General features: G+C 67.5%; 22 protein-coding genes and 1 tRNA gene. 7 read left to right on the top strand and 16 right to left on the bottom strand.

Annotation, left to right across the window (positions count from 1 at the left end; translation table 11 throughout):
- Positions 1–258 (bottom strand): transposase (locus tag G481_RS25415; protein WP_154664567.1); only part of this gene is annotated, 258 nt, incomplete at its 3' end.
- Between the two features lie 118 nt (positions 259–376).
- Between G481_RS25415 and G481_RS0109180 the strand changes: the two genes are divergently transcribed.
- Positions 377–607, top strand: a complete 231-nt coding sequence (locus tag G481_RS0109180; RefSeq protein ID WP_154664568.1) for a hypothetical protein — start codon at positions 377–379, stop codon at positions 605–607.
- Positions 608–723: 116 nt separating this feature from the next.
- Here the strand turns inward: G481_RS0109180 and G481_RS0109185 are convergent.
- The 7 genes from G481_RS0109185 to tpiA all read right to left on the bottom strand — a co-directional run bounded on the left by G481_RS0109185 (position 724) and on the right by tpiA (position 8,780).
- Positions 724–800: transfer RNA gene (locus G481_RS0109185), tRNA-Arg, on the bottom strand.
- A 171-nt stretch (positions 801–971) separates the two neighbouring features.
- Positions 972–2,078, bottom strand: coding sequence for a hypothetical protein (locus G481_RS0109195; RefSeq protein ID WP_154664569.1), 1,107 nt, complete (start codon positions 2,076–2,078; stop codon positions 972–974).
- A 513-nt stretch (positions 2,079–2,591) separates the two neighbouring features.
- The gene (locus G481_RS0109200) at positions 2,592–3,050 is read right to left on the bottom strand and encodes a GNAT family N-acetyltransferase (protein ID WP_028029770.1); all 459 of its coding nucleotides are present in this window, start codon (positions 3,048–3,050) and stop codon (positions 2,592–2,594) included.
- A gap of 170 nt (positions 3,051–3,220) precedes the next feature.
- On the bottom strand, positions 3,221–5,452 hold the full coding sequence (locus G481_RS0109205) for an ATP-binding response regulator (protein WP_084450827.1): 2,232 nt from the start codon (positions 5,450–5,452) through the stop codon (positions 3,221–3,223).
- Between the two features lie 169 nt (positions 5,453–5,621).
- Positions 5,622–6,770 (bottom strand): RsmB/NOP family class I SAM-dependent RNA methyltransferase, encoded by a 1,149-nt coding sequence (locus G481_RS0109210; protein ID WP_028029772.1) that lies wholly within the window; start codon positions 6,768–6,770, stop codon positions 5,622–5,624.
- 3 nt (positions 6,771–6,773) lie between these two features.
- A complete protein-coding gene (locus G481_RS0109215) occupies positions 6,774–7,973 on the bottom strand; it encodes a pyridoxal-phosphate-dependent aminotransferase family protein (RefSeq protein WP_028029773.1) in 1,200 nt (399 codons plus the stop codon).
- Between the two features lie 63 nt (positions 7,974–8,036).
- The gene (gene tpiA, locus G481_RS0109220) at positions 8,037–8,780 is read right to left on the bottom strand and encodes a triose-phosphate isomerase (protein WP_028029774.1); all 744 of its coding nucleotides are present in this window, start codon (positions 8,778–8,780) and stop codon (positions 8,037–8,039) included.
- A gap of 245 nt (positions 8,781–9,025) precedes the next feature.
- Here tpiA and G481_RS0109225 point away from each other — a divergent pair, with 245 nt between their 5' ends.
- Entirely contained in the window at positions 9,026–9,949 is a 924-nt protein-coding gene (locus G481_RS0109225) for a carbohydrate kinase family protein (RefSeq protein ID WP_028029775.1), read from the top strand.
- Between the two features lie 25 nt (positions 9,950–9,974).
- On the opposite strand, the gene G481_RS23395 is transcribed toward G481_RS0109225, so the two are convergent.
- Both G481_RS23395 and G481_RS0109235 read right to left on the bottom strand, forming a co-directional pair.
- Positions 9,975–11,618 carry an amidohydrolase gene (locus G481_RS23395; protein ID WP_051294429.1) on the bottom strand — a complete coding sequence of 548 codons (1,644 nt, stop codon included), beginning with the start codon at positions 11,616–11,618 and terminating at the stop codon, positions 9,975–9,977.
- A gap of 9 nt (positions 11,619–11,627) precedes the next feature.
- Positions 11,628–12,164, bottom strand: coding sequence for a MarR family transcriptional regulator (locus G481_RS0109235; protein ID WP_051294430.1), 537 nt, complete (start codon positions 12,162–12,164; stop codon positions 11,628–11,630).
- A 132-nt stretch (positions 12,165–12,296) separates the two neighbouring features.
- Here G481_RS0109235 and dctP point away from each other — a divergent pair, with 132 nt between their 5' ends.
- From dctP to G481_RS0109255, 4 genes are read left to right on the top strand one after another with little or no spacing between them, the layout of a single operon-like run.
- Positions 12,297–13,319: a TRAP transporter substrate-binding protein DctP gene (gene dctP / locus G481_RS0109240; RefSeq protein ID WP_028029777.1), complete on the top strand. Its 1,023-nt coding sequence runs from the start codon at positions 12,297–12,299 to the stop codon at positions 13,317–13,319.
- 3 nt (positions 13,320–13,322) lie between these two features.
- A complete protein-coding gene (locus G481_RS0109245; RefSeq protein WP_028029778.1) occupies positions 13,323–13,829 on the top strand; it encodes a TRAP transporter small permease in 507 nt (168 codons plus the stop codon).
- Positions 13,826–15,184, top strand: a complete 1,359-nt coding sequence (locus G481_RS0109250; RefSeq protein WP_028029779.1) for a TRAP transporter large permease — start codon at positions 13,826–13,828, stop codon at positions 15,182–15,184. The genes G481_RS0109245 and G481_RS0109250 overlap by 4 nt, the downstream gene beginning before the upstream one ends.
- Before the next feature lie 21 nt (positions 15,185–15,205).
- Positions 15,206–16,867: a sulfatase-like hydrolase/transferase gene (locus G481_RS0109255; RefSeq protein WP_084450808.1), complete on the top strand. Its 1,662-nt coding sequence runs from the start codon at positions 15,206–15,208 to the stop codon at positions 16,865–16,867.
- Positions 16,868–16,938: 71 nt separating this feature from the next.
- On the opposite strand, the gene G481_RS0109260 is transcribed toward G481_RS0109255, so the two are convergent.
- The 6 genes from G481_RS0109260 to G481_RS0109285 form a co-directional block, all read right to left on the bottom strand.
- Complete coding sequence (locus G481_RS0109260) at positions 16,939–17,979, bottom strand: zinc-dependent alcohol dehydrogenase family protein (protein WP_028029781.1); 1,041 nt, start codon at positions 17,977–17,979, stop codon at positions 16,939–16,941.
- A gap of 124 nt (positions 17,980–18,103) precedes the next feature.
- Complete coding sequence (locus G481_RS0109265) at positions 18,104–18,958, bottom strand: hydroxymethylglutaryl-CoA lyase (RefSeq protein ID WP_028029782.1); 855 nt, start codon at positions 18,956–18,958, stop codon at positions 18,104–18,106.
- Entirely contained in the window at positions 18,942–19,625 is a 684-nt protein-coding gene (locus tag G481_RS0109270; RefSeq protein ID WP_245594949.1) for a glutathione S-transferase family protein, read from the bottom strand. The genes G481_RS0109265 and G481_RS0109270 overlap by 17 nt, the downstream gene beginning before the upstream one ends.
- A gap of 188 nt (positions 19,626–19,813) precedes the next feature.
- On the bottom strand, positions 19,814–21,748 hold the full coding sequence (locus tag G481_RS0109275) for an acetyl/propionyl/methylcrotonyl-CoA carboxylase subunit alpha (RefSeq protein ID WP_028029784.1): 1,935 nt from the start codon (positions 21,746–21,748) through the stop codon (positions 19,814–19,816).
- 87 nt (positions 21,749–21,835) lie between these two features.
- On the bottom strand, positions 21,836–22,789 hold the full coding sequence (locus G481_RS0109280; protein WP_342666571.1) for an NAD(P)H-dependent flavin oxidoreductase: 954 nt from the start codon (positions 22,787–22,789) through the stop codon (positions 21,836–21,838).
- Positions 22,790–22,900: 111 nt separating this feature from the next.
- On the bottom strand, positions 22,901–24,505 hold the full coding sequence (locus G481_RS0109285; RefSeq protein ID WP_028029786.1) for a carboxyl transferase domain-containing protein: 1,605 nt from the start codon (positions 24,503–24,505) through the stop codon (positions 22,901–22,903).
- Positions 24,506–24,723: 218 nt separating this feature from the next.
- Between G481_RS0109285 and G481_RS0109290 the strand changes: the two genes are divergently transcribed.
- Positions 24,724–25,323 carry an OmpW/AlkL family protein gene (locus G481_RS0109290; protein WP_028029787.1) on the top strand — a complete coding sequence of 200 codons (600 nt, stop codon included), beginning with the start codon at positions 24,724–24,726 and terminating at the stop codon, positions 25,321–25,323.
- The last annotated feature ends 22 nt before the right edge of the window (positions 25,324–25,345 follow it).

Here is a 25,345-nt window from a genome sequence, read left to right on the forward strand (position 1 = left end):
GCGCACCTCACGCTCCAACTCCTTGATCCGGGCTTTCTCAGCCGTCGTCTGACCCGGCCGCTCGCCACCATCGCGCTGAGCTTGACGCACCCAAACCCGAAGGCTGTCCGGCGAACAACCCAATTTACCTGCAATCGCCGTCAGCGCTGCAGCTTCGCTTTGATACTCATCGCGGTGTTCCACCACCAGCCGCACCGCGCGTTCGCGGAACTCGGGTGAATACGGCTTCGCGGTCTTCTTCTTTGATGTCTGTTCCATAACGGGCAATTCTCCGAGAGTTTTGCCCTCCGGTAAACCCGGGGCGGTTCAATACCCGCGGGGCTTCTGGAAGGACGCCCTCGGGCGCGAGGAGGGAAACCTGACCGGGTTCGCGTTCATGCTATTCGCGCTCGGTATCGTCCGAGATCAACGCGTCAGCAGCAAGGGCCGGGCACGACGGGAGAAACACTTCCTCGGTCAGTTTCGCGATTGCCAGCACATCGAGGCCGCGAGCCGCTGTGCGGTCTTCATCACGTTCGACAAGGGTGCCGCGAGACTAGCGCAAGCCACTTATGCTTACGCCGGAGTTGCGACCCAGGTCATCTGTCTGGAAATTCACGAAACCTGAGCGGCACCCACGTTCAAGCGATGCCTTCCGAAACCGGAAGAAATCGCTTGACTGGGTGTGCACGGGAAACCGGCGTTTCGTGCACGCTTATGACCCGTTTACAAGTAAATGACCAGTGGCGACCCCGGGAGGACTCGAACCCCCGGCCAGCCGCTTAGAAGGCGGCTGCTCTATCCAGCTGAGCTACGGGGCCACGGGAATGACGTTTAAACGGTCGGTCGCGGTTGGGCAAGGTGCTGGGAGGCACTGCTCAGCGACCGCAAGCCACCTTTGTCACCTCGACAACCCCAATCTCGGTGCCGTCCTTTCGCAGATAGACGTGCTTGATCACGGCACCTGCGTCGATCACGCCCTTTGGCCCGGCCTAGATGCAGTTCTGGTTCAGCAACCCCATTCGCATAATTGGCGGAAGAAAGTCTGCCGGTGGATCGACTTCGTAAACGTACCGCAGTTCCCTGCCAGCCGTTTCCATCCGCAACAGCGTTGTCGTCTCGTCCACCGTCTGGGGCGTCTGAACCTCGGCAGCCATCGTGGCAAGGATGCGGTCAAGCATCGCGACGTTGAATACGCCAGCCGCTGCGGCCTCGTCGACGCGGCGCGTCCCCTCGATTTGCGCATAACCGGAAAGGCCCATCCCCGAGATCAGCAGCACGAAGCCGGACAGGACGCCTGGCCCACCTGACATCAGCGCGATAGCGGGCGAGCGGTGGGCAGACAGCTCGGTCTTCGAGGGCGTCAGGAGCAGCCAGAAATTTGCCAGTGGGATGAACGCCAGTGCAGCCATGCGGCCGTGCCCGTAGGCATCCCTCGAACGGTCAGAGGCGATTCGGGCGAGGAAGAAGCCGCCGATCAGCGGGGCCAGCATTTCGGCACCGACGACGATCCAGAAGAAGCCACCAACCAGCGCTGGCACGATGAACGCCATACCCGCGAATGTCACCAAAGACGTGCAGAGGCAGATCAACCCGGACAGCGCAAAGTAGTGCGCACGCCTGATCTCGGCCACTGACCGGTTCGTCAATCCGCCGATGATGCCGCCAAGGATCACAAGGCCATAGCTGATCGATCCAATCTGATCTTCCGGCAGTTGCAAGGCAAGGTCTTCGAGCGTGTAAGTTCCTGTCGGCGTTTCTGGCTTGCAGCTTCCAATTCTACTGCCCGCTTGAAATATCCGTCTTTGCGCAATCGCATGGCTTGCCACGCGAAATCGTGGAATATGTATGGCCAGTGGTTGGTTTTGTATTAACCTGGAAATTGATCGCAACCTTTTTTGAACGAGTTGCGCCGCGCCCCCGGAATGAGACCACCATTTGATCGATGGACTTCCGTCTTTAAGCGCCTTGGAAACGATGTTGATTTCTTCGTCTGGCAGTGTGTCGCGGTGCGCTGGCGCCTTTGCCTTGGCATCCTGGCCCCATTTGCCGATTGATCCGCCACGGCTGCCACGTCGACCGTGGTCTTTGCTCGCCAAGGACAGAAGGCCACCACCAGTTCATTCACCAGCCCCGCGAGGAGCAAGGCAGATCTGCAAGTCCTGGTGCGGTGCGGGCTGGACAACGTCAACCGCGCGGACTCGGGCATCGGGGTACACTGTTCCTTGCCTGCCAAGCGTTTGATCCGGAGCCGCGATCGGACTTTCGCGTGGCGCGGCAAGCCCGGCACCAATCGCGTCGATATCGGCCCCGGATACATCGGCGCCGCGCATGGAATCGGCCGAGTTTCCAAACATCACCATGCAGAACATCCGACCCGGACAGCCCCAGCAGGCCACCTGCATCGTGCGCAGGAACCGCGCCGTCTGGCACGACCGGCGACTACATCACCGCAATCCTCGCGAAGGCCCGGGGCTTTGCCACGCGATGGCTCTGGGCTTGCAATAACTCCTGTCCGAACTTGGCCATTGGCGGCGTCACAGCCGCGCAGAACCTGAAAATGGCCGCACGACGTCGACGGATGCGTCCCTCCGCGGCCTAGCCGCTTTTGCCTAGATTGCGCGCGTCATGAAAAGGCTGTTGGGGTCATCCCAGTAGCCTTCAAAGGGACCGCATTCCTCGAAGCCGGCCTTGGCATACAGCGCGCGCGCGGCGGCGAAGCCGGGCTGAACCCCTGTCTCGAGGCTCAGGCGGGAATAGCCCGCGGCGCGTGCCTCGGACATCAGGTGATCAAGCAGACGACGGGACAGGCCGCCGCCGCGGTGTTCGGCCAGAACGTGCATGGACTTGATCTCGGCGTGGTGATCGTCGATCCGCTTGAAGGCGCCCATGCCGATCGCCTCGCCATCCTTGCGCATGACGAAAAAGGCGATCCCCGGCGCGGCCAGCGCATCGGCCGGCAACATGTGGATCGATTCGGGCGGCGTTTCGGAATGCATGTCCGCCGTGTGCCGCTGATGCAGCAGGGCAAGGCTGTCCTGCACGGGGTGTTCGGTCGCGATGGTGATCATGGGCCTGTCTCGGCTGGTTGCCCCCGTCTTGTCGCCTTGCAAGGCGTCTGCTGCAAGAGGGCGGTCGGCGCAACCGGCACAAATGCCTTTGAATGGGTCGCGATAGGCCCCGACAAGCATGGCTCATGCGGCATCCTGGCCCGTCCCGTCGATCATCCTGGGGCAGCCGATCAATGCAACTGGTCATGCACCGTCCGCGTCAGATCATCGAGCGAGAAGGGTTTGGCCAGAAACACCGAATTCGGAATATCGTCCTGAATGTCGGCGAAACTGTCTTCGGCATAGCCAGAGACGAAGACGACACGCACCCCCGGCCGGTGCTTGAGCGCGGTGCGCACCCAGGTCGGGCCATCCAGTCCCGGCATGATGACATCGGTGACGAAGACATCGACCGAAACTGCCTCGTCCTCGAGGATGTCGAGCGCAATCTCGGCGCTTTCGGCCTCGATCACCGAATAGCCCCTCAGGCGCAAGGCGCGGGCGGCAAAGGCGCGCACGGGCGCCTCGTCCTCGACCAGCAGCACGACGCCCCCCTGCCCCGACCGCGGGGCTGCGGGTTTGGGGGCCGGCAGCGTCGGCTCTTCGGCGCCCGCATGCAGGGGGAAATACATCGAGAAGGTCGTCCCCAACCCCGGCGTGCTGTCGACAAAGATGTAGCCGCCCGATTGCTTGACGATGCCGTAAGCCGTCGACAGGCCAAGACCTGTCCCTTCGCCGGGGCGCTTGGTGGTGAAGAAGGGTTCGAACACCTTGTCCATCAGCTCGGGGGCGATGCCCGTGCCCTGGTCGATCACCCGCATCAGCGCGTAATCACCTGCCGGCACCACCGCACGGTTGCGGCGCAGATCCTCGGTCAGATGGCAGGCCTCGGTCACGATTCGGATGGTGCCGCCACCGGGCATGGCATCGCGGGCGTTGACCACAAGGTTCATCAACACCTGTTCCAGCTGCCGCCGGTCGGCGCGGATCGCGCCCACCCCGTCAGCACAATCCAGATCCAGCCGCACCCGTTCGCCGACCAGACGGTTGAGCAGATGCATCACATCCCCCAGCGCATCGGCCAGGTTGACCCGTTCCGGCTTGAGCGTCTGCTTGCGGGAGAACGCCAGCAGCTGGCCGACCAGCGCCGCCGCCCGGTTGGCGTTCTGGTGGATCTGCGCAAGGTCGGAATAATCCGGATCGGTGGTATCGTGGCGCAGCAGAAGCAAGTCGCAATGGCCGGAAATCGCGGTCAGAAGGTTGTTGAAATCATGCGCGACCCCGCCAGCCAGCTGGCCGATCGCCTGCATCTTCTGGCTTTGCACGAACTGCGCCTCGAGCGTCTTGAGCGCCGTTGCGTCCGAAATCACCGCCAGAAGCCCCTCTTGCGCCGAGGCGCCAAGCGGGCGCAGCACGATCTGCACGAAAGCCTCGGGCCCGGCATGGCTCAGCCGCAGCACTTCGGCCTTGCCAGGCAGACGGCCGGCGGCCACATCGCCGATCCAGTCGCGCACCGATCGGCCCAGCCCTTCGAAGAGATCCGAGGCATTCGCCTCTTGCCCCCGGTCAAGGTGCAAAAGCGCGCGCGCGGCGGCGTTCGCTTCCTCGACGGTGCCGTTTGCCGACAGCCGCAGCAGCGCGACCGGCAAATCCTCGACGCCTGTCAAGGCGGCGGTCGCGGGCAAAAGGCCACGCGGCAGCAGGAAAACCTCGCGCCGGTCGGCGGCGCCTTCCAGCTCCAGCACCACAGCCTCGACCGGGCCATCGACGGCGGCAACGGTCACGACCGCGCCGGAACGCAAGGGCAGATCGGTGAAGATCCGGTCCAGCGCGCGCGGACGCGCACCGACCAGCCGGCGCATCGATTCATTGGCGTAAAGCACCGCGCCGGTGCGGCCCGCGACCAGCATGGGCAGGCTGATCCCGTCAGCCCCGCGCCCCTGCCCCGAGCGGTCGAGAAATTCATCGAACCGCCACAGGAACCGCCCTGGCGCGCTGCGATGCACCGAAAGCCGCACCTGCCCGCGGCGCGTCACCACATCTTCGCGCGCATGGCCAAGGTTGGCCGCGCGGCTTTGCAGCCGATACAGCACCGCCGACGGATGGGCAAAGACATCGCCCAGCGTGGCGACCAGCGTCGCGGCATCGGCCCGGCCAAACCGCGCCTGTGCGGCACGGTTGCGATACAGCACCTGCCCCAGGTCGTCGGTGGCAAAGCAGGGCGCCTCATCCTCGGCCACCAGCGCATGCAGCCGTGCGGCGGCCTGACGGCGCCACAGGCGCCCCGCACGCCCGGCCACAAGCGACAGGACGCTCGCCAATCCCAGTGTTGCCGCCACCGACCAGAGCGCCAGACGCGGCATGCCATCGGACAGCAAGAACCCCGCCCCGGCCAAAACACCGGCCAGCACCAGAAGCGGCATGCGCCGGATTGGCGCCTGCTCGCCGCCATCGGGCGGCGGATCGGCAAGTGGCGTGACGATGGACACGGAGCCCCCTTTCCATGAATCGCCCGCCCTATTCGCACCTAAATTCGTTAACCTACGATTAATGCGCGCGATTCAACCCTTGATGGAAAGTCTTGCCCGCCTCTCAGCCTTTTAGCAATGCCAGATAAAAGCCGTCGCCGCCGTCCAGCGGGGTCAGGCGCAATTCGCGCTGCAACGCGAAGCGCGGCGCGCGGGCCAGAAAAGCCGCAACCCGCGCGGCATTTTCGCACGCCAGCAAGGAACAGGTGGCATAGGCCAGCCATCGACCCGGCGCGACCTGCGCGGCCGCGGCATCGAGCACCGCATCCTGCGCCGCGTTCAGTGCCTCCAGCCGCGCCGCGTCCAGCCGCCAGCGCGCCTCGGGCGAGCGGCGCCAGGCGCCCGAGCCCGAACAGGGCGCATCGGCCAGAACCAGATCGTACCCCCCTGACAAGGCTGCGGTTTCCACCGTCTTGACCCGCACCCCGGCCCGCGCGGCGCGCGGCGCCAGATCGGCCATGCGGCGCTGATCGGCATCATGGGCGGTCAGGTCCACCTTCGCCTGCCCGGCCATTGCCAGCGACTTGCCGCCACCGCCCGCGCAATAGTCCAGCACCCGCATGCCATCGGCCAGCGGCAGCGCCTGAACCACTGCCTGCGAGGCAGCGTCCTGCAATTCGACCAGACCTTCGCGATAGCTGGCGGATGCGGCAATCCGCCGCGCGCCCGATGTCACCTCCAGCGCGGTCGCCGCCAGCGGATGGGGCCGGGTGCCGATCCCCTCGGTCTGCAGCACCGCCTGGGCCCGCGTCACCGTCGCCTTGCGCAGGTTCACCCGCAGAAACACCGGCGCGCGCGATTGCAGCGCCTGCATCACCGGCACGAAATCGGCCCCCAGCGACTCGCGCATCTGCGGTGCCAGCCAGTCGGGGCAATCGAGCGCCTCCAGCTCGGTCATGGGACGCGGCGTCTCGGCCGCCGAGACCGGCGCAGGCGCGTGACCATCGCCGGTAAACAGCGCCGCCGGGTCGACCCCTTGCGCGCGCAGAACGCCCAGCATCAGCCCGCGCCCAGTGGCCGCCCCGCCCAGCGCCGCGGCAGACCGCATCCGCCGCAGCGCATCGAACACATGGTCGCGCACCGCCGCGCGATCCCCCGAGCCGGCAAACCGGCTCGACCGCGCCCAGTTGACCAGCGCCTTTTCCGCGGGCTCGCCCGCAAGGACCCGATCCAGCACCGAAATGGACGCGGCCACCCGCGCACCGGGCGTCACGCCCTAGCCCCCTGCGACGACGCGCGCCGCCGCCGCGACACCGCCGGTGCCATGAGGGATCTTCAGCGCCTGCAACCCGGCCTCCATCACGCCCAGCGTGCCAAGGATCATATGGGCATTCACATGGCCCATATGCCCGACCCGCAAGAACCCGTGCCAGCGCGGATCGTCGGGCGGCGCCATGCCAAGGCCGATCCCCAGCGTGACGCCGGCCTCGGTCTCGCACCACTGGCGCAGGCGGGTGGCATCGGGTTCGGCAATGCGGGCCGCCGTCACCGCCCGCGCCCGCGCGGCCGGATCGGCAATGTTCAGCGCGATGTTCGGCGCGCCCTCGCCCCAGGCCTCGAAGGCGGCCCAGACAGCGCGGGCCAGCGTGTCGTGGCGCGCCCAGACATGATCCAGCCCTTCCTCGTGGATCATGGTCAGCGACTCGCGCAGGCCATAGATATGATGGGTCGGGGCCGTGCCGCCGAAATTCATCCAGAATTCGCTGGCCCGGGCGCGGACCGTCCAGTCCCAATAGGGCGTGCGCAGGTTCGAGGTGCGGCAGACCTCCATCGCCTTGTCGGACACCCAGACAAAGCCCAGCCCAGGCGGCACCATCAGCCCCTTCTGGCTGGCCGACACCGCCACATCGACACCCCAGGCATCGAATTCGAACCGATCGCAGCCCATCGAGGCAATGCAGTCCACCGCAAGCAGCGCCGGATGCCCGGCCGCGTCGATCGCGGCCCGCACCGCCGCCACATCGTTCAGCACCGAGGTCGCCGTATCGACCTGGGTCAGCAGAACCACGCGGATCCGCCCTCCGGGATCGGCACGCAGCGCGGCCTCGACCCGGTTCGCATCGACCGGACCCTTGCGGCCAAAGTCGATGGCCTCGACCTCGACGCCCAGATCGCGCGCCTGCTGCGCCCAGCCTTCGCCAAAGCGGCCCGTCACCAGCGACAGGGCCTTGTCGCCCCGGCTGAACATGTTGACGTTCGCCGCCTCCCAGGCACCGTGGCCATTGGCGATATAGATCGCCACGTTCTGCGCCGTGCGCGCGACCGCCTTCAGGTCTGCGCGCAGGCCGGGCATCATGTCGACCAGGGCGCCTGCATAAATGTTCGGCGCGGCCCGGTGCATCGCGTTCAGCACGCGGTCGGGCATGACGGACGGGCCGGGAATGGCGAGGATCTGGCGGCCCTGCGCAAGGCTCATGGCGATCTCCTGAGGATGAACGCCCAATGGCTAGGCGTTTGCCGCCCGAAGGTCAACGCCCGCTCAGGCCGCAGCCAGCGCCGCGATGATCGCCGCGAAATCGGCCGCCTTCAACGAGGCCCCGCCCACCAGCGCGCCATCCACATCCGGCAGCGCAAAGATGGCGGCAGCATTGCCCGGCTTGACCGACCCGCCATAGAGCAGCGGCACCTGACCGGCCGGCACCGCGCCAAAGCGCATCGCCAGCCCCTCGCGCAGCGCGGCATGCACCTCGGCGATCTGCGATTCTGTCGGCGTGCGGCCGGTGCCGATGGCCCAGACAGGCTCATAGGCGACAACCAGCCGCGCCAGATCGACCCCCTCGGGGATCGAGGCGGCAAGCTGGCCGCCCACCACCTCCAGCGTGCGGCCCGCGTCCCGCTCCTCCAGCGTCTCGCCGACACAGACAATGGCGATCAGCCCGGCCAGCTGCGCGGCCTGTGCCTTGGCCGCGACGATATCGTCGGTCTCGCCATGATCGGCGCGGCGTTCGGAATGGCCAAGGATCACATGGCTGGCGCCCGCATCGGCCAGCATGGCGGCCGAGACATCGCCGGTATGGGCGCCTTGCGGCATCACATGGCAATCCTGCCCGCCAATGGCGATGCGCCCGGCTGCCGTGCTCGCCCCCCGGTGCACCAGGGTCGCGGGCAGGCACAGCAGAACCTCACAGCCTTGCCCCGCAGCCCCGCAGATCGCCTCCAGCTCGGCCAGATCGGCCCCCAGCCCGTGCATCTTCCAGTTGCCTGCCGCCAGCCTGCGCGCCATTCCGCTCTCCGTGCTTACAAATCCGGCCGGGAATGCCACAGCCGCGCCCGTGGCGCAAGGAAGGCTGCAAGCAGACCCTGGGCTTGCCGCAAAATCTCCGCCCCCCACCCCGCGCCATCCGCAGCCCTTTCACCTTGCTTCAAATACCCGGCGACACTGACCATCGGGCGCGCCCGCCTGAGGAAAGCCCCCTTGCCCGCCCCGCGAGGCACCAGCACAACAGGCACCACGCAACGGAGCCGCCCATGACGCCCGACTCGATCCTTTGCTGCGGCGAGGCGCTGATCGACATGCTGCCCGGACCGGATGGCAGCTTCCTGCCCCATCCGGGGGGCGCGGTGTTCAATACCGCCGTGGCCCTTGGGCGGCTGGGCGCACGGGCGGGGTTTTTCTGGGGCCTGCCGCGCGACATGTTCGGCGCGATGCTCGATGCCCGGCTGTCCGAGGCCGGGGTCGACACGGCCGCCTGCCTGCGCACCGACCGGCCCTGCACCCTTGCCTTTGTCCACCTGCGCGACGGGCAGGCCCGCTATGCCTTTTACGACGAAGGCACTGCAGGGCGCCTGCTGACCACCGCCGATCTGCCCGACCGATTGCCACAGGCGCTGTTCTTCGGGGGCATCTCGCTGGTGGCCGAACCTTGCGGCACCACGATGGAGACGCTGTTCGCCCGCGCCATCCGCCACCGCGCGGTGATGATCGATCCGAACATCCGCCCCGGAGTCATCCGCGATGAGGCCGCCTTTCGTGCCCGCATGGCCCGGATGTTGCCCGCCGCCGATATCGTGAAACTCTCGGCCGAGGATCTGGCCTGGCTGTCGCCCGATGGCACGCTGGTGCCCGACCTGCTGCGGGCGGGGGTCAAGCTGGTCTGCGTGACCGATGGCGCGGACGGGGTGCGCGCCTGGCTGCCGGGCGCCGCGCTGCACGAGCCGGCCCGCGCCGTCCCGGTGGCCGATACCGTCGGCGCAGGCGATACGTTCAACGCAGGGCTGCTGGCATCGCTGCAAGCTGCGGGCGCGCTGACCAAGGCCGGTCTGGCCGCGCTGCCACCCGAGACGGCCGCGGCCGCGCTGCGCCTGGGGGTCGCCGCCGCGGCCATCACCGTCTCGCGCCCCGGGGCGAACCCTCCCTGGGCGCATGAACTTGGCCCCGCCGGTGCCGCCTGATGACAGCCCCCGCGACAGCCAAGGGCTAGAGCGCGCCGAACACCACCTCGCCCTCGAACAGCGTGGCCAAGGGGCGCGTGGCGCCAAGGTCCGGCGCCTCCAGCCCGTCAAGCGGGCGATCCAGCACGATCAGATCGGCCGAGGCCCCGGCGGCCAGAACGCCCGTCACCCCGTCAAGCCGCAAGGCGCGGGCAGCGTTGGTGGTAAAGACCGGCAAGGCGCGCGCCAGCGGGATCGCCTGATCGGCCCCCACGCTGCCAGGGTGGCGCCCTGTCGGATCGGTGCGGGTGGTCATGCCGGCAAGGCCCGTCCATGGGTCGGCATCGGGCGCCGCCGCCGGCCAGTCAGACCCATAGATCACCGCCGCCCCGGCATCGAGCAAGGACCGCACCGGATGGCAGCTTTCGGCCCGCGCATCGCCCAGCACCTGCCGCTGACCTGGGGTCACCGGGTTCGGGTACCACAGCTTGGGCGAGACCTCGGGCACCGCGTCCAGCGCAGCAAAGCGGGCAATATCCTCGGGGCGGATGAAGTTGGAATGCGCAATCTCGTGGCGCAGCCCGCTTGGGCCATTGGCCGCCCGCGCGGCGGCAATGGCCTCAAGGCCCACCTGGATCGCCCGGTCGCCCACCGCATGCATCTTGACGGTGAAGCCGGCACCATCGAGCAAGATCAGCTCCTCGGCCAGGCGATCGGGCGCGATCAGCAGCAGTGCGTCGGGGTCATGCGCCGCCGGTTTCTGCCCCGGATAGGGGTCGCAGAAGGCGGCCGTGCGGGCAATCGGCACGCCGTCCAGGAACAGCTTGGCAAAGCCCGTGTGCAGATGCGGTGCGCGATAGCGCGCGCGCAGGGCCTGCATCTCCTCGATCGGCACCCAGTCCGAGGCAAAGGGCGAGAACCGCGTCAGATGCGCGCCGACATGCAGACGCAGCCGCCCCGCCAGATCGGCATCGGCATAGGCCTTCAGCTCGGCGGCAAAGGCCATGGGCTCCTTGAAGCCGGTCATGCCCATGGAATGGAAATAGCCCGCCAGGTGCAACACCGCCTGCGCCAGCTGATCCGCCGTCGGCTGCAGGAAGGGCTGGACCAGGCTTCCCGCCGTCTCGATCAGAATGCCGGTGGGCTGGCCGGCCGTGTCGCGCTCGATCACGCCGCCCGGCACCTCGGGGGTGGCCCCGTCGATCCCGGCCAGACGCATCGCCCGCGAATTCACCCACAGGTTATGCTGCGAGACATCCTTGAGCACGACCGGATGATCCGGCGCGGTCCGGTCCAGCATCTCGCAGGGGCGAGCGCCCAGATCGGCGCGGTCGAAGGGGCGCCAGGGGCCACCGATGATCCATGTGCCGGGCGGGGTGGTCGCCACCTTGGCCGCCACCCCGTCCAGCACCGCCTGCAAGGGCGCGCCAAGGCCGGGAAACACCTCGAAAAGATCGCGGCACGCGCCCCACAGGCCATGGGTATGGCTGTCGATCAGCCCGGGCATCAGCGCCTTGCCATGCAGCCGCACCACGCGGGTGCCGGGGCCGGCCAGTGCGCCCACATCGCCCGCCATTCCCACCGCGACGATCCGCCCCCCCGCAATCGCCAGAGCCTGGGCAAAGGGGCGGGCGGGATCCATCGTGCGCACTTGCGCATCGGTCAGGATCAGCTCGGGCGGCTGGCGCATCGGGTTCTCCTAGAAATCAGGCGGCAAGGGCGGCAGGGGCGGCATTTCATGCGGCAGGTCGGGCAGGCTTTCGGCCACCTCGCGCAGACGCGTCAGCATCCGCACCAGCAGGTCCAGATCCTCGCGGCCATAGGCGGCCTCGATGTCGCGATAGACGGCTTCCGAGATGACGGCGGCCACGTTGAACACCGCCCTGCCCCGGTCGGTCAGCGTCAGCAGGCGCCGCCGCGCATCCGTGCCCGGCAGGGTCTGGATGAAGCCGCGTTCCTCGAGGCTTTTCAGCAGGCGCGAGACCGAGGGCTGCAACAGCGCGCAGCGGTCGGCCAGCGTGCGCACGTCCAGCGGCACACCGGGCGCCAGCGCCCGCACCACCCGCCATTGCGGCTGCGTCAGCCCCAGCGCATCGGTATGGCGCTTGAACTTGTGCGCCGTTGCGGCGCGCGCGCGCAACAAGGCAATCGGCAACGAGGAATCGAACCCGCGCAGCACCGACGTCACCTGTGCGGGCTGCCCCGGGGCGCCCACCGGATATGGCTGATCGGTCATCGGATGCCCCCTTTGTGCATGTTTCCACCCTGACGAGCCGCTTGACTGCTGAACATGTTATTGATTAACCTGTTATGAAAGAAAAGATCAAGCCCTCGGGCCAACCGGCGGCACCCAACATGGAGAAGCGCAATGAAGGTTTTCACGGCCGGGCTCCTTTCTGCCCTGATGCTGGCGTCTCAGCCGGTCGCGGCTGACACCACCATCGTATTCAACAATTTCCTGTCCCCGAACGACAAATTGTGGCTCGATGTCATCAAGCCCTGGATCAATGATATCGAAACTGTAACCGAGGGGCGGGTAAAATTCACCGTTCCCTCGTCATCGCTGGCCCCGCCGCCCGAGATTCTGAATTCGGTCCAGCAAGGCGTGGCCGATGGCGCATTCCAGATGGTCGGCTTCCTGCGCGAGTCGCACCCGGAATTGCAGATGTCGTTGCTGCCGATGACCTATTTCGGCAACGAGGAAACATCGGTCGCATTGTGGCGCACCTGGGAGAAATTCTTCAAGGGCAAGAACGATCTGAAGGATGTCGAGCTTCTGGGCCTGGTCACAACGCCGCCGGGCAGCTTCTTCAACATGAAGAAGGAGCCGTTCCAGAGCCTTGCCGATCTCAAGGGCGTCAAGATGTGGTCGCTGCCCGGTCTGGCCTCGGACACGCTGGCGGCTGCGGGCACCGTGGTCTCGCCCGGTCCTGCGGTGCGCATGTACGAGGTGATCTCGGGCGGGGTCGTCGATGCCTTCTGCTGCATCAACTTCGAATCGCTCGAGGTGTTCAACGTCACGCAATACATCGGCGCGGCAACCGAGGTTCCGGGCCATCTGTTCGCGCCCGCCTTTGCCGTGTTCATCCGCGATGACGTCATGGCCAGCATAAGCCCCGAAGATCAGGCAAGGATCCGCGCGGTCTCGGGCGAGAAGCTGGCGCATTATGGCAGCTTCGGCGACCCGGTCGAGGCCGCCGCCCGCCAGCGTGCCATCGACAAGGGCGTTCCGGTGATCGCCGCCTCGGACAGTTTCGTGGCCGAGCTGGACAAGGCCTTCGCGCCGGTGCGCGCCGGCTGGTATGCCTCGGTCGACAAGCTGGGCATCGACGGCAAGGCGGCGCTGGACTTCTATCTGGACCAGCAGAAAGCCGTGAAGGCCGGGAACTGAGCCATGGGCGCGATCTGGCGCTGGCTGGAACGGGGGCTGGAAGCGGTCATCAGCCTGTGCCTGATCGCCATGACCGGCCTGACCGTGGTTGACGTGGCGGGGCGGTATTTCCTGAACGCCCCGCTGAAGGGCGGCTACGAGATTTCGGAAATGATGATGGGGCTGACGGTCTTTGCCGCCCTGCCGCTGGCCACCCGGGCCGAAGGGCACCTGACCGTCGGCTTGCTGACCGACCGGCTGCACGGCGGCGCGCGCCGGGTGCATCGCATCGCCATCCTGATCGTCACCGTGGCGGCGCTGGCCTTCATCGCCTGGCGCATGGGGGTGCAGGCCGACATTCTGGCGCGGTCCAAGGCCGGGTCGGGGTCGCTGCAACTGCCGCTCTGGCCGGTTGCCCGGGCCATGTCGGTGCTGGGCTGGCTGGCCTGCGCGGTATCGGTCGTGCTGACGGTGCGGGCGCTGATCGGGCTGGACCGCGAGGCCCCTGCGGCGCGGGGGTCGCTGGAATGACCATCTCGCTCATCGGGTTCGCTGTGCTGCTGGGGCTGATCTTCCTGGGCGTGCCGCTGGGCTTTGCGCTGATCTTCGTCGGCCTTGTCGGCTTTGCCTTCGTGCGGGCCGACATGGTGGGCCAGGCGCTGGTGACCTGGGGCGAGGCCGGGCTGGCGCTGAACGCCCGCGCCGTCAATGCCGCGCTGGTGATGGCCGGGCAGCAGATGTACGATCAGGTGTCGAACTACGGGCTGACGGTGATCCCGCTGTTCGTGCTGATGGGGGCCTTCATCCATCGCAGCCAGCTGGCGCAGGAACTTTATGACGCCGCCAATGCCTTTGTCGGCCACCGGCGCGGCGGGCTGGCCATGGGCACCATCGCGGCCTGTGGCGGGTTCGGCGCGGTCTGCGGATCGTCGCTGGCCACCGCGGCCACCATCTGCCGGGTCGCCATGCCGTCCATGCGCCGCTTCGGCTATGCCGACAGCCTGTCGGCCGGGTCCATTGCGGCAGGCGGCACGCTGGGCATCATGATCCCGCCCTCGGTGCCCATGGTGATCTATGGCCTGCTGGCTGAAACCGACATCGCCAAGCTGTTCATCGCCGGCATCCTGCCGGGGATCTTGCTGATCTTGCTGTTCTTTGGCGCCATCGCGGTGATCACCGCGCTGAACCCCGAGGCTGGCCCGCGCGGCGCCCGCGTCCCCTGGCCCGAGCGCTGGCGCCTGTTGCTGAAGGTCTGGGGGGTCGTGGCGATCTTCGTGGTGATCATCGGCGGCATCTACGCCGGGATCTTCACCCCGACCGAGGCCGCCGGGATCGGCGTGGCCGCCGCCGCCCTGTTCGCCTGGGGGCGCGGCAAGCTGGGCTGGACCGAGCTGCGCGAAAGCCTTGTGGAAACCGGCATCACCACCGGCATGATCTTTGTCGTCTCGTTCGGCGCGGTGATCTTTTCCAGCTTTGTCAATCTGGCCGGCTTCACCGCGGCGATTTCCGACTGGCTGGTCGGGCTGAACGCCCCGCCTCTGGGGGTCGTGGCGGCGATCTGCGTGGTCTACCTGATCATGGGCTGCGTGTTCGACAGCCTGGCCATGCTGATCCTGACGGTGCCGATCTTTGCCGCCATCCTCAAGCCCATGGGCGTGGACATGGTCTGGTTCGGCATCGTCGCGGTGATCGCGGTGGAACTGGGGCTGATCACGCCGCCGATCGGGATCAATGTCTTCGTGGTGAAATCCACGGTGCCCGACATCAACATCTGGACGGTGTTCCAGGGCGTCTGGCCCTTTGTGCTGGCCATGGTGATCGCGCTGGTCATCGTGCTGGCCATGCCGCAGGTGGCCACGTTCCTGCCCGAGCTGATGAACCGCTGAACCCCGGAGGAGGAGGAGCCGATGGGCCAGATCCGCAATATCCTGTTCGTGATGTATGACCAGCTGCGCCACGATTATCTGTCCTGCGCCGGTCATCCCACGATGCGCACCCCCAACTTTGACCGGCTGGCGGCCATGGGGGTGCGCTTCAGCCATGTCTATGTGCAATCGCCGATCTGCGGCGCCAGCCGCATGAGCTTTTACACCGGGCGCTATGTGCATTCGCATGGCGCGGCCTGGAACAACTTTCCCCTGAAGGTGGGGGAAATGACGCTGGGCGATCATCTGCGCCCCCTGGGGGTCGACAGCTGGCTGATCGGCAAGACCCACATGAAGGCCGATGCCGAGGGGATGGCCCGCCTTGGCCTGGCCCCCGACAGCGTGATCGGCGCGCGGGTGGCGGATTGCGGCTTTGACGTCTGGGTGCGCGACGACGGGTTGAACGCCGAAGGGCCTGAAGGGTTCTATGACACCAAACGCTCGCCCTATAACGAATGGCTGAAATCCCAAGGGTATCCGTCCGCGAATTCCTGGCACGTCCACGCCAATTCGGGGGTGGATGACAAGGGCGACATTGCCTCGGGCTGGCTGCTGTCGAATGCGCTCTTGCCCGCCAATATCCGCGAGGAAGACAGCGAAACCCCCTGGCTGACCTCGCAGGCGCTGGAGTTCATGGCAGACCGCGCAGACAAGGCGCCCTGGCTGTGCCATCTGTCCTATATCAAGCCGCACTGGCCCTATATCGTGCCTGCGCCCTGGAACACGCTGTATTCCGCTGCCGATGTGGTGCCCGCGGTGCGCCACGAGAGCGAACGGGCCGATCCTCACCCGGTGTTTGCCGCCTTCATGAACACCCAGGCGGGCCAGGCGTTTTCCAGGGATGGCGCGCGCGAGACGGTGATCCCGGCCTATATGGGCCTGATCGCGCAATGCGATGACCAGTTCGGGCGGCTTCTGGACCATCTGGACGCCACCGGGCAGATGGACAGCACGATGATCGTGCTGACTTCGGACCATGGCGATTATCTGGGCGATCACTGGATGGGGGAAAAGGATCTGTTCCATGACCCCTCGGTGCGCATCCCGCTGATCATCTATGACCCCCGCCCCGAGGCCGACCGCACCCGCGGCACCGTTTGCGATGCGCTGGTCGAGGCCATCGACCTTGCCCCCACCTTTGTCGCGGCCATGGGCGGCAAGCCGGCGGGGCATATCCTGGAGGGCCGGTCGCTGATCCCCTGGCTGCATGGCGAGACGCCCGACTGGCGCGATGCGGTGTTCAGCGAATACGACTATTCGGGCATGGCGCTGGCGGGCTATCTGGGCCTGTCCCCCCGGCAGGCGCGGCTGTTCATGGTGTTCGACGGGCGCTGGAAGCTGATCCATGCCGAAGGCGGCTTTCGCCCCATGCTGTTCGATCTGGAAACCGACCCCGATGAACTGGTCGACCTTGGCGCATCGGCCACCCATGCCGATGTGATCGCGCGGCTTGAAGCGCGGCTGGCGGACTGGGCCCGCCGCCCTGCGCAGCGCACGACGATTTCCGACGAGACCATCGTGAACATGCGCGGCAAGTCGCGCCGCCATGGCATCATCATCGGGGCATGGGACGCAACCGAACTGGCGCCCGATCTGCGCGCCAAGCTGCAAGGCAAGCCGGGCCACGATTACCGCAAGGGCTAAAGACGGGCTGGCCCGGCCCCCTGTCCAAGGGGCCGGGCCATGTCCGCGCCATCTGCCCCGCGCAGCCCCGACTAGCTGCGAAAGTCCGAGATCACCGCAACGCCGGGCGGGGCCGGGCCGTCAAAGGCACGCAGCTCGGCGCTGGCGCCCGACAGCCCGATCTCGCGCGCGATCAGCGGCGAGACATCGACCCGCCCCGCCTCGATCAGCCCCAGAAGCGAGGGGTAGCGCCAGGCCGGCATCCCGCGCGTGCCGAACAGCGCAAGGTTCTTCATGTAGACCGCGTTCATGTTGATCTGCATATGCGCCGTATGCCCGACCGGCAGGCCCACCTGCACATGACGCCCCAGCGGGCGCAGGCATTCGATGGATCCATTGGTCGTGGCCTCGATCCCCAGCGCCTCGACGCTGACATGGGCGCCGAGGCCTCCCGTGATCTCGCGAATGCGCTCGGCCACGTTTTCCGTGCGGGCATTGACGGCGGCCTCGGCGCCAAGGCTCAGGGCATGGTCCAGCTTTTCCTGCACCACATCCACCACGATCACCCGCGCGCCCAGCGCCCGGCCCAGGATCAGGCACGACAGCCCGATCCCCCCGGTGCCATGCACGGCCAGCCATTCGCCGCCCTGAAGCGCCGCACGGCCCGTCAGCGCATGCCAGGCGGTCGTCACCCGGCAGCCAAGCCCGGCCGCCGTGACCGGCGACAGGCTGTCGGGCAGCCGGGCCAGATTGTGACCGCGAGGAACCGAGATGTATTCGGCAAAGGCCCCGGCCTCGGTAAAGCCGGGCAGGCGCTGGTCAAAGCAGGTGTTCGACTGCCCCGACTGGCAGGCCGGGCACGACCCGCAGGCCAGGATGAACGGCGCGATCAGCCGGTCGCCCACCTTCCAGCCAGACCGCGGCCCGGCCTCGACCACCTCGCCGCAATATTCGTGGCCCGGGATCTGGCCCGGCTTGACGCGCGGATGTTCCCCCACCCAGCCATGCCAGTCCGACCGGCAGACCCCGCAGGCCAGCACCTTGAGAACAACGCCGTCCTCTTCGCAGGTCGGATCGGCGACCTCCTCGATCGACAGGTCTTCGCGGAACGCCCGCAAAACGGCAGCTCGCATGGATGGGTCCTCCCTTTTGGCGGATGAGGCGTCACAGCAGGCCCCTGGTCAAGGGGCCTCTCGATCGAAGCACGACGGTTTGCAACCTGCCGCCCGCCTTTCAGACAGATGAATTTCGCCCCGGTCAGTCCGGGCGCATGGCGCGGGCCATGGCGGCCGCCTCGGCGATGACGGCGCGGTCCAGCCCGGTCGCATAGCCCAGCGCCTCGACATGGGCGATGACGGCCTCGGTCGCCACATTGCCCGCAGCCCCTGGCGCATAGGGACAGCCACCCAGCCCCCCGACCGCAGCATCGAACACCCGCAGGCCCCGCTCCAGCGAGACGGTGATATTTTCCAGCGCCCGGCCGGCGGTATCGTGGTAATGCCCGGCCAGCCGGTCCGCCGGCAATTCCTGCAAGACGGCCTCCAGCATGGCGGCGATCGTCTCGGGCCGCCCCTGCCCGATGGTATCGCCCAGCGAGACCTCGTAGCACCCCATGTCACGCAGCGCCGCCACCACCCGCGCCACCGCCCCCGGCGCCACCGGCCCGTCATAGGGGCAATCGGTCACGCAAGAGACATAGCCGCGCACCGGCATGCCGTCCGCCGCCGCGCGCTCGGCCACCGGGCGGAACCGCTCGAGGCTCTCGGCAATGGTCGCGTTGATGTTCGCGCGGCTGAACCCCTCGGACGCCGAGCCGAAGATCGCCACCTCATCCGCCCCTGCGGCAAGGGCGGCTTCATAGCCCTTCATGTTGGGCGCCAGCGCCGCATAGCGCACCCCCGGCGCGCGCCTGATGCCGGCCAGCACCTCGGCACTGTCGGCCATCTGCGGCACCCATTTCGGGCTGACGAAACTGGCAATCTCGATCCGCCGGAACCCGGCCCGGCTCAGGCAGTCGACCAGCGCGATCTTGTCCGCGGTCGGGATAGGGCGCTTTTCGTTCTGCAGCCCGTCACGCGGGCCGACCTCGAAAATCTCAACGCGGGCTGTCATCGGGGGCCTCATAGAAATCGCGTGTATAGATCAGAACCGGCCCGTCGGCCGCCGCCGCCGCCTGAAATCCGGGCCGTGCGGTCAGCCGCGCATGATAGGCAGCCAGCCCTGGCACCTCCTCGATGCGAATGAAGTGCCGCGCCATATGCACGCCATAGCCGATCGCCACATCGACCGCCGAAAATCCCGATGGCAGCAGCCAGCCATTGCGATCCGCCGCCGCACCCACCGCCGCCAGCACCCGTGCCAGCCGCATCGCCTCCAGCTTCATCACCGTCGGGCTGCGCATCCAGTCCTCGCGCAGCACGATATGCTGCTGGGTCAGCTGCGCCATATGCTGGCCGATGGTCTCGGCATAATGCAGCCATTCCAGCCAGCTGCGCCGCTCGGCATGGCCGGGCGCGCGCCAGAACGGCTGCGCCCGCGTCTCGCTCAGATATTCCAGAATGGCGCCGCTCTCGAACATGGTCTGCCCGTCGATCTCGGCCGCCGGCACCCGCCCGGCAGGCGAGATCGCCAGAAACGCCGGATCGCGCAGCGACTTGCCACCGAAATCCAGAGTGACCACCTCATGCGCGATGTCCGCCTCGTGCAGGAACCACAGCACCCGGAACGAGCGCGCCTGCGGCACATGCCACAGCTTCACCACCCCGCGCCCCGCTGCCATTTCACCTTTCTCCAAATACCCCTCCCCGGCTCGCCACCAGACCAGACCGCTGGCATCATCTTGCCCCAAATACCCAAACCCCGCCAACCACCACGCGGCACGCCGGGGGGACGCCCCGCCGCGCCTGCGGCGCCCGGCCCAAGGCCCGGTGGCGGTCCGCAAGGACCGCTGCCGGGGTGCGGGAGCCGTTACGCCTCGGGCTCGAGCGCGATCAGCGCCGCGCCAGCCTCGACCTGGGTGCCTGGGCCCACCAGAACCTCGGCCACCACACCATCGCGGGCAGCGGTCAGCACATGTTCCATCTTCATCGCTTCCAGCACCGCAAGCCGGTCGCCCGCCGCAACCGCCTGGCCGGCAGCCACGAACACCGCCTTCACCAGCCCCGGCATGGGCGAGAGCGTGACATTGCCACCCGCCCCGGCCGAGACATCCCGCGCCAGCGGATCGTGCAGCGCAAAACTGGTGCAGCCGCCATCAAAGACATGGACAGCGCCGCCCACGACCACCACCCTGGCCCCCGAGGGCGCGCCATCGATCCACCAGCGGCCCTGCTGGCGGCGGCAGGCATGGGCTGTGCCGTCCAGTTCCACCTCGGCGACACCCGGCCCGCTCAGCCGCACAACGGCAGAGATCACCTCGCCGCCGCGCTCCAGCTGCACCATGCGGGCCAGCGGCGCCCACAGCGTGAAACCCTCGGCCGTCGCGTCCCAGATCCCGGCGCCGGCCAGCACCGCGGCAACGGTCACGGCCGGCGACAGCGCGGGTTCGGCAATCAGCGCCTCCAGATCGCGCTCGATCAGCCCGGTGTCCACATCGCCAGCGGCAAAGCCCTTGTGCCGCGCCAGCGCGCCCAGAAAGGCCAGGTTGGTCACCGATCCTGCGACCTGCGTGCGCGCCAGCCCGTCTGCCAGCTGCTGCAAGGCGGCGGCGCGGGTCGGGCCGTGGACGATCACCTTGGCGATCATCGGGTCATACCAGGGGCTGATCGCATCGCCCGTGCGCACGCCGCTGTCGGCCCGCACGCCCGGCGGAAAGGCCAGATGATCCAGCCGACCCGTCGCAGGCAGGAAGCCTGCCGGCACGTCCTCGGCATAAAGCCGCGCCTCGAAGGCATGGCCGGTGATCGTCAGATCCTCCTGCCGGGCCGGCAGGCTTTCGCCGCTGGCCACGCGCAATTGCCATTCCACCAGATCGACCCCGGTGATCGCCTCGGTGACAGGATGTTCCACCTGCAGGCGGGTGTTCATTTCCATGAACCAGAACCCGTCGGTGCGCAGGCCCCGGCTGCTGTCGACGATGAATTCGATGGTGCCCGCACCCTTGTAGCCGATCGCCTCGGCCGCCCGCACGGCGGCCGCGCCCATCGCCTCGCGCATCGCGGCGGTCATGCCCGGCGCCGGGGCCTCCTCGATCACCTTCTGGTGGCGGCGCTGCAGCGAGCAGTCGCGCTCGAACAGATGCACCGCGCGGGTGCCATCGCCAAAGACCTGCACCTCGATATGGCGCGGCTTCTCGACATATTTCTCGATCAATACGGCCGGATTGCCAAAGGCGGTGCGCGCCTCGCCCTGCGCGCTTTCGAGGGCGGCGGCGAAATCCTGCGCGCGGGTGACCTTGCGCATCCCCTTGCCGCCGCCGCCTGCAACGGCCTTGATCAGCACAGGATAGCCGATCTGATCCGCCGCACCGGCCAGATGTTCGGGATCCTGGTTTTCACCATGATAGCCGGGCACGACGGGCACCCCCGCCTCCTGCATCAACCGCTTGGCCGCATCCTTGAGCCCCATGGCCCGGATCGCCGCCGCCGAAGGGCCGATGAACACCAGCCCCGCCGCCTCGACGGCATCGACGAAATCGGGGTTCTCGGACAGGAAGCCATAGCCGGGGTGAATGCCCTGCGCGCCCGTGGCCTGCGCGGCCGCGATGATCCGCTCGCCCCGCAGGTAGCTGTCGGCCGGCGCGGGGCCGCCGATATGCACGGCCTCATCCGCCATGGCGACATGCTTGGCCGCAGCATCGGCATCGGAATAGACGGCAACCGTCGCCACCCCCAGTTTGCGGGCGGTCTCGATGACCCGGCAGGCGATTTCGCCGCGGTTGGCGATGAGGATTTTCTGGAACATGTCAGGCCTCGGCTCGGGAATGGTGATGGCAGAGCGGGGGCATTCCGGGCGATGGCCCTTCATCCCCGCACCCCCGGGAAATTTGGATCAAGGCGAACAGCGCAGACGCTGCTCTGCCTCGGACGAGATGCGGTGCAAAAGGGCGGCGGCGGGCAGGATGTCGTGGATCAGCCCGATGGATTCGCCAGCAACGGGCGTGCCGTTCGCCGCATCGCCCTGGGCCTGGGCCTGGGCCCAGGCCGCGCGGGCGGCAGCATTGGCGCGCAGGGCCCCGGTGTCGTCGGACCAGCGGTCGGTGAAGCCAGACCGAAGGGTGCGGATCGTGAAGGGCTCTGGCCAGTCCAGCAGGCGCGCCGCATCCGGGGTGCGGCCCCGGACCGTCGCATCGCCCCCTGCCGCAACGGCCGCGCCGTGAAAGCCCTCGGGCACCAGCGCCTCTGCGGCCGCCCAGAACCGGGTGCCGATCAGCGCGCCATCGGCCCCCAGCATCAGCGCCGCCGCCAGCCCGCGCCCGTCCGCGATGCCGCCCGCTGCCAGCAGCAGCGTCTGCGGCGAGCGCGCCGCCAGCAGATCGGCGATTTCCGGCACCAATGTCAGGGTGCCGCGCGCCCCACCATGTCCACCAGCCTCGGCGCCTTGCGCCACAAGGACACGGGCGCCGACGTCAAGCGCGGCGCGGGCATGATCCAGCGTCTGGCACTGGCAGACCAGCGGCACAGCGGCCGCATGGATCGCCGGCGCAAAGGGCGCCGGATCGCCAAAGGACAGCATCACAGCCCTTGGCCCGCGCATCAGCGCCGCCTCCAGCACCGCCGGCGTCAGCTTCCAGGTGATGAAGCCCACCCCGATCGGCGCATCGCCTGCCCGGTCCCATTCCGCAAAGGTCCAGTCGGCATCGCCATAGCCGCCCCCAAGCAGGCCCAGCCCGCCAGCCCGCGCGACCGCTGCCGCCAGCGCACCGCCCGCCGCGCCCGCCATGGGCGCCAGCGCCACCGGATGGTCCAGCCCGAAGGCCTGCGTGAACCGGGTCTTCAACGCCACCTCAGCCTCCCCGCCTCAATGGTCATGTGTTTTGCCTTTTCCAAATACCCCGGGGGGTGAGGCCGCAAGGCCGAGGGGGGCTGGCCCCCCTTCTCCAGCAGCCGATGTCGATCACATCCGGAACACGCCAAAACGCGTCGGCTCGATCGGGGCGCAAAGCGCGGCCGACAGCGACAGCGCCAGCACATCGCGGGTCTTGCGCGGGTCGATCACCCCGTCGTCCCACAGCCGGGCACTGGCATAAAGCGGATGCGACTGGCGCTCGAACATCTCGATGGTGGGGCGCTTGAACTCGGCCTCGTCCTCGGCCGACCAGCTGCCGCCCTGCCGCTCGATCCCCTCGCGCTTGACGGTGGCCAGAACGCCCGCCGCCTGCTCGCCCCCCATGACCGAGATGCGGCTGTTCGGCCAGGTCCACAGGAAACGCGGCTGATAGGCGCGCCCGGCCATGCCATAGTTCCCCGCGCCAAAGCTGCCGCCGACCAGCATGGTGATCTTGGGCACATTGGTCGTGGCCACCGCCGTCACCAGCTTGGCGCCATGGCGGGCGATGCCTTCGTTCTCGTACTTGCGCCCGACCATGAAGCCGGTGATGTTTTGCAAGAACAGCAGCGGGATGCCGCGCTGGCTGCACAGTTCGACGAAATGCGCGCCCTTGACCGCCGCCTCGGAGAAAAGCACGCCATTGTTGGCGATAATCCCGACCGGGCAGCCCTTGACATGGGCAAAGCCGGTCACCAGCGTCTCGCCAAAGCGTGCCTTGAATTCGTCAAAGCGGCTGCCATCGACGACGCGGGCGATCACCTCGCGGATGTCATAGGGCGTGCGCAGATCGGCCGGGACCACGCCCAGAAGTTCCTCGGGGTCATAGGCCGGATCTTCGGGCGACTGCCACTGGACGGTGCCCGGCTTGGCCCGGTTGAGGTTGCCCACCGCCCGGCGTGCCAGCGCCAGCGCATGGGCATCGTCCTCGGCCAGGTAATCGGCCACGCCCGACAGCCGGGTATGCACATCGCCCCCGCCCAGATCCTCGGCGCTGACCACCTCGCCGGTGGCGGCCTTGACCAGCGGGGGGCCGGCCAGAAAGATCGTGCCCTGTTCCTTGACGATGATCGTCACATCCGACATCGCCGGCACATAGGCGCCGCCGGCCGTGCAGCTGCCCATCACCACGGCGATCTGGGGAATGCCCTTGGCGGACATCCGTGCCTGATTGTAGAAGATGCGCCCGAAATGGTCGCGGTCGGGGAACACCTCGTCCTGGTTGGGCAGGTTGGCACCGCCCGAATCCACCAGATAGACGCAGGGCAGCTGGCATTCCTCGGCTATTTCCTGGGCGCGCAGGTGCTTTTTCACCGTCATCGGGTAATAGGTGCCGCCCTTGACGGTCGCGTCATTGCACACGACCATCACCTCTTGCCCCATGACCCGGCCGATGCCGCAGATCACCCCGGCGCAAGGCGCATCGCCCCCATACATGCCATGCGCCGCCGTCGCGCCGATTTCCAGGAACGGCGATCCGGCATCAAGCAGGTTGGCCACCCGGTCGCGCGGGGCCATCTTGCCGCGGGCGATATGGCGGGCGCGGGCCTTTTCGCCGCCCCCTGCCGCCGCTGCGGCCGCGGCCTGGGCGACAGTGTCCAGCAACCCCAGATGGGCTGCGCGGTTGGCCTTGAACGTCTCGGACGTCGGAAGAGCCTTGGTGGACAGCTTCATGGACGGATCCCCCCTTCCAACGCACCCCGGCCCCCTTGTGACGGCTGCGGAATGCGACAAGTCAAATTCATGTTTTCACCTGCGATTTCATGCGGTTGATCGGCAAGGCACCGTGCCGGAATGTCGCAGCCTGCGGCACGCCTGGCTTGATCCATGTCAAGGCTGGCGCGGTCCCTGCGGGTAGATGGTCGGGCCGCAATCAACCTGCGAGAAGACCGATGAAACGCTCTGTGCTTTCCCTTGCCCTTGTTGCCGCGATGGCCGCAGCCTCGCCCGTTCTGGCTCAGTCCAGGGGCGATATGACGCTGGGGTTCGGGCTTGGCCTCGTCGCGCCCAAGTCGAACAACGGCACCCTGACAGCAGGGCCGCTGACCATCGGCAACAATGTGCGCCCGACGATCACCTTTGAATATTTCCTGCGCGACAACCTGGGGCTGGAGGTGCTGGCCGCCCTGCCCTTCAAGCATGACCTGAACGTCGGCGGCGCCAAGATCGGCACCACGCAGCACCTGCCGCCCACCGTGTCGCTGAACTGGCACTTCCCGACCGAAGGCAAGGTGAAGCCCTTTGTCGGCGTCGGCGTGAACTACACCAAGTTCTTCAACGAAAAGACCCCGCTGGGTGCGCTGAAGATCAGCGACAGCTGGGGCTTGGCCGCCCATGCCGGGCTTGACTACGCGATCAACGAGAAATCCGCGCTGCGCATGGATCTGCGCTGGGTGGACATTGACGCCGATGTTTCGCTCAACGGCACCAAGATCGGCAAGGCCGAGGTCGACCCGGTGGTCTTCGGCATCGCCTATGTAATGAAGTTCTGAACCAGGGCTGCGCGGGGCCGGG

It is taken from the genome of Gemmobacter nectariphilus DSM 15620 (assembly GCF_000429765.1).
Taxonomy (GTDB): domain Bacteria; phylum Pseudomonadota; class Alphaproteobacteria; order Rhodobacterales; family Rhodobacteraceae; genus Wagnerdoeblera; species Wagnerdoeblera nectariphila.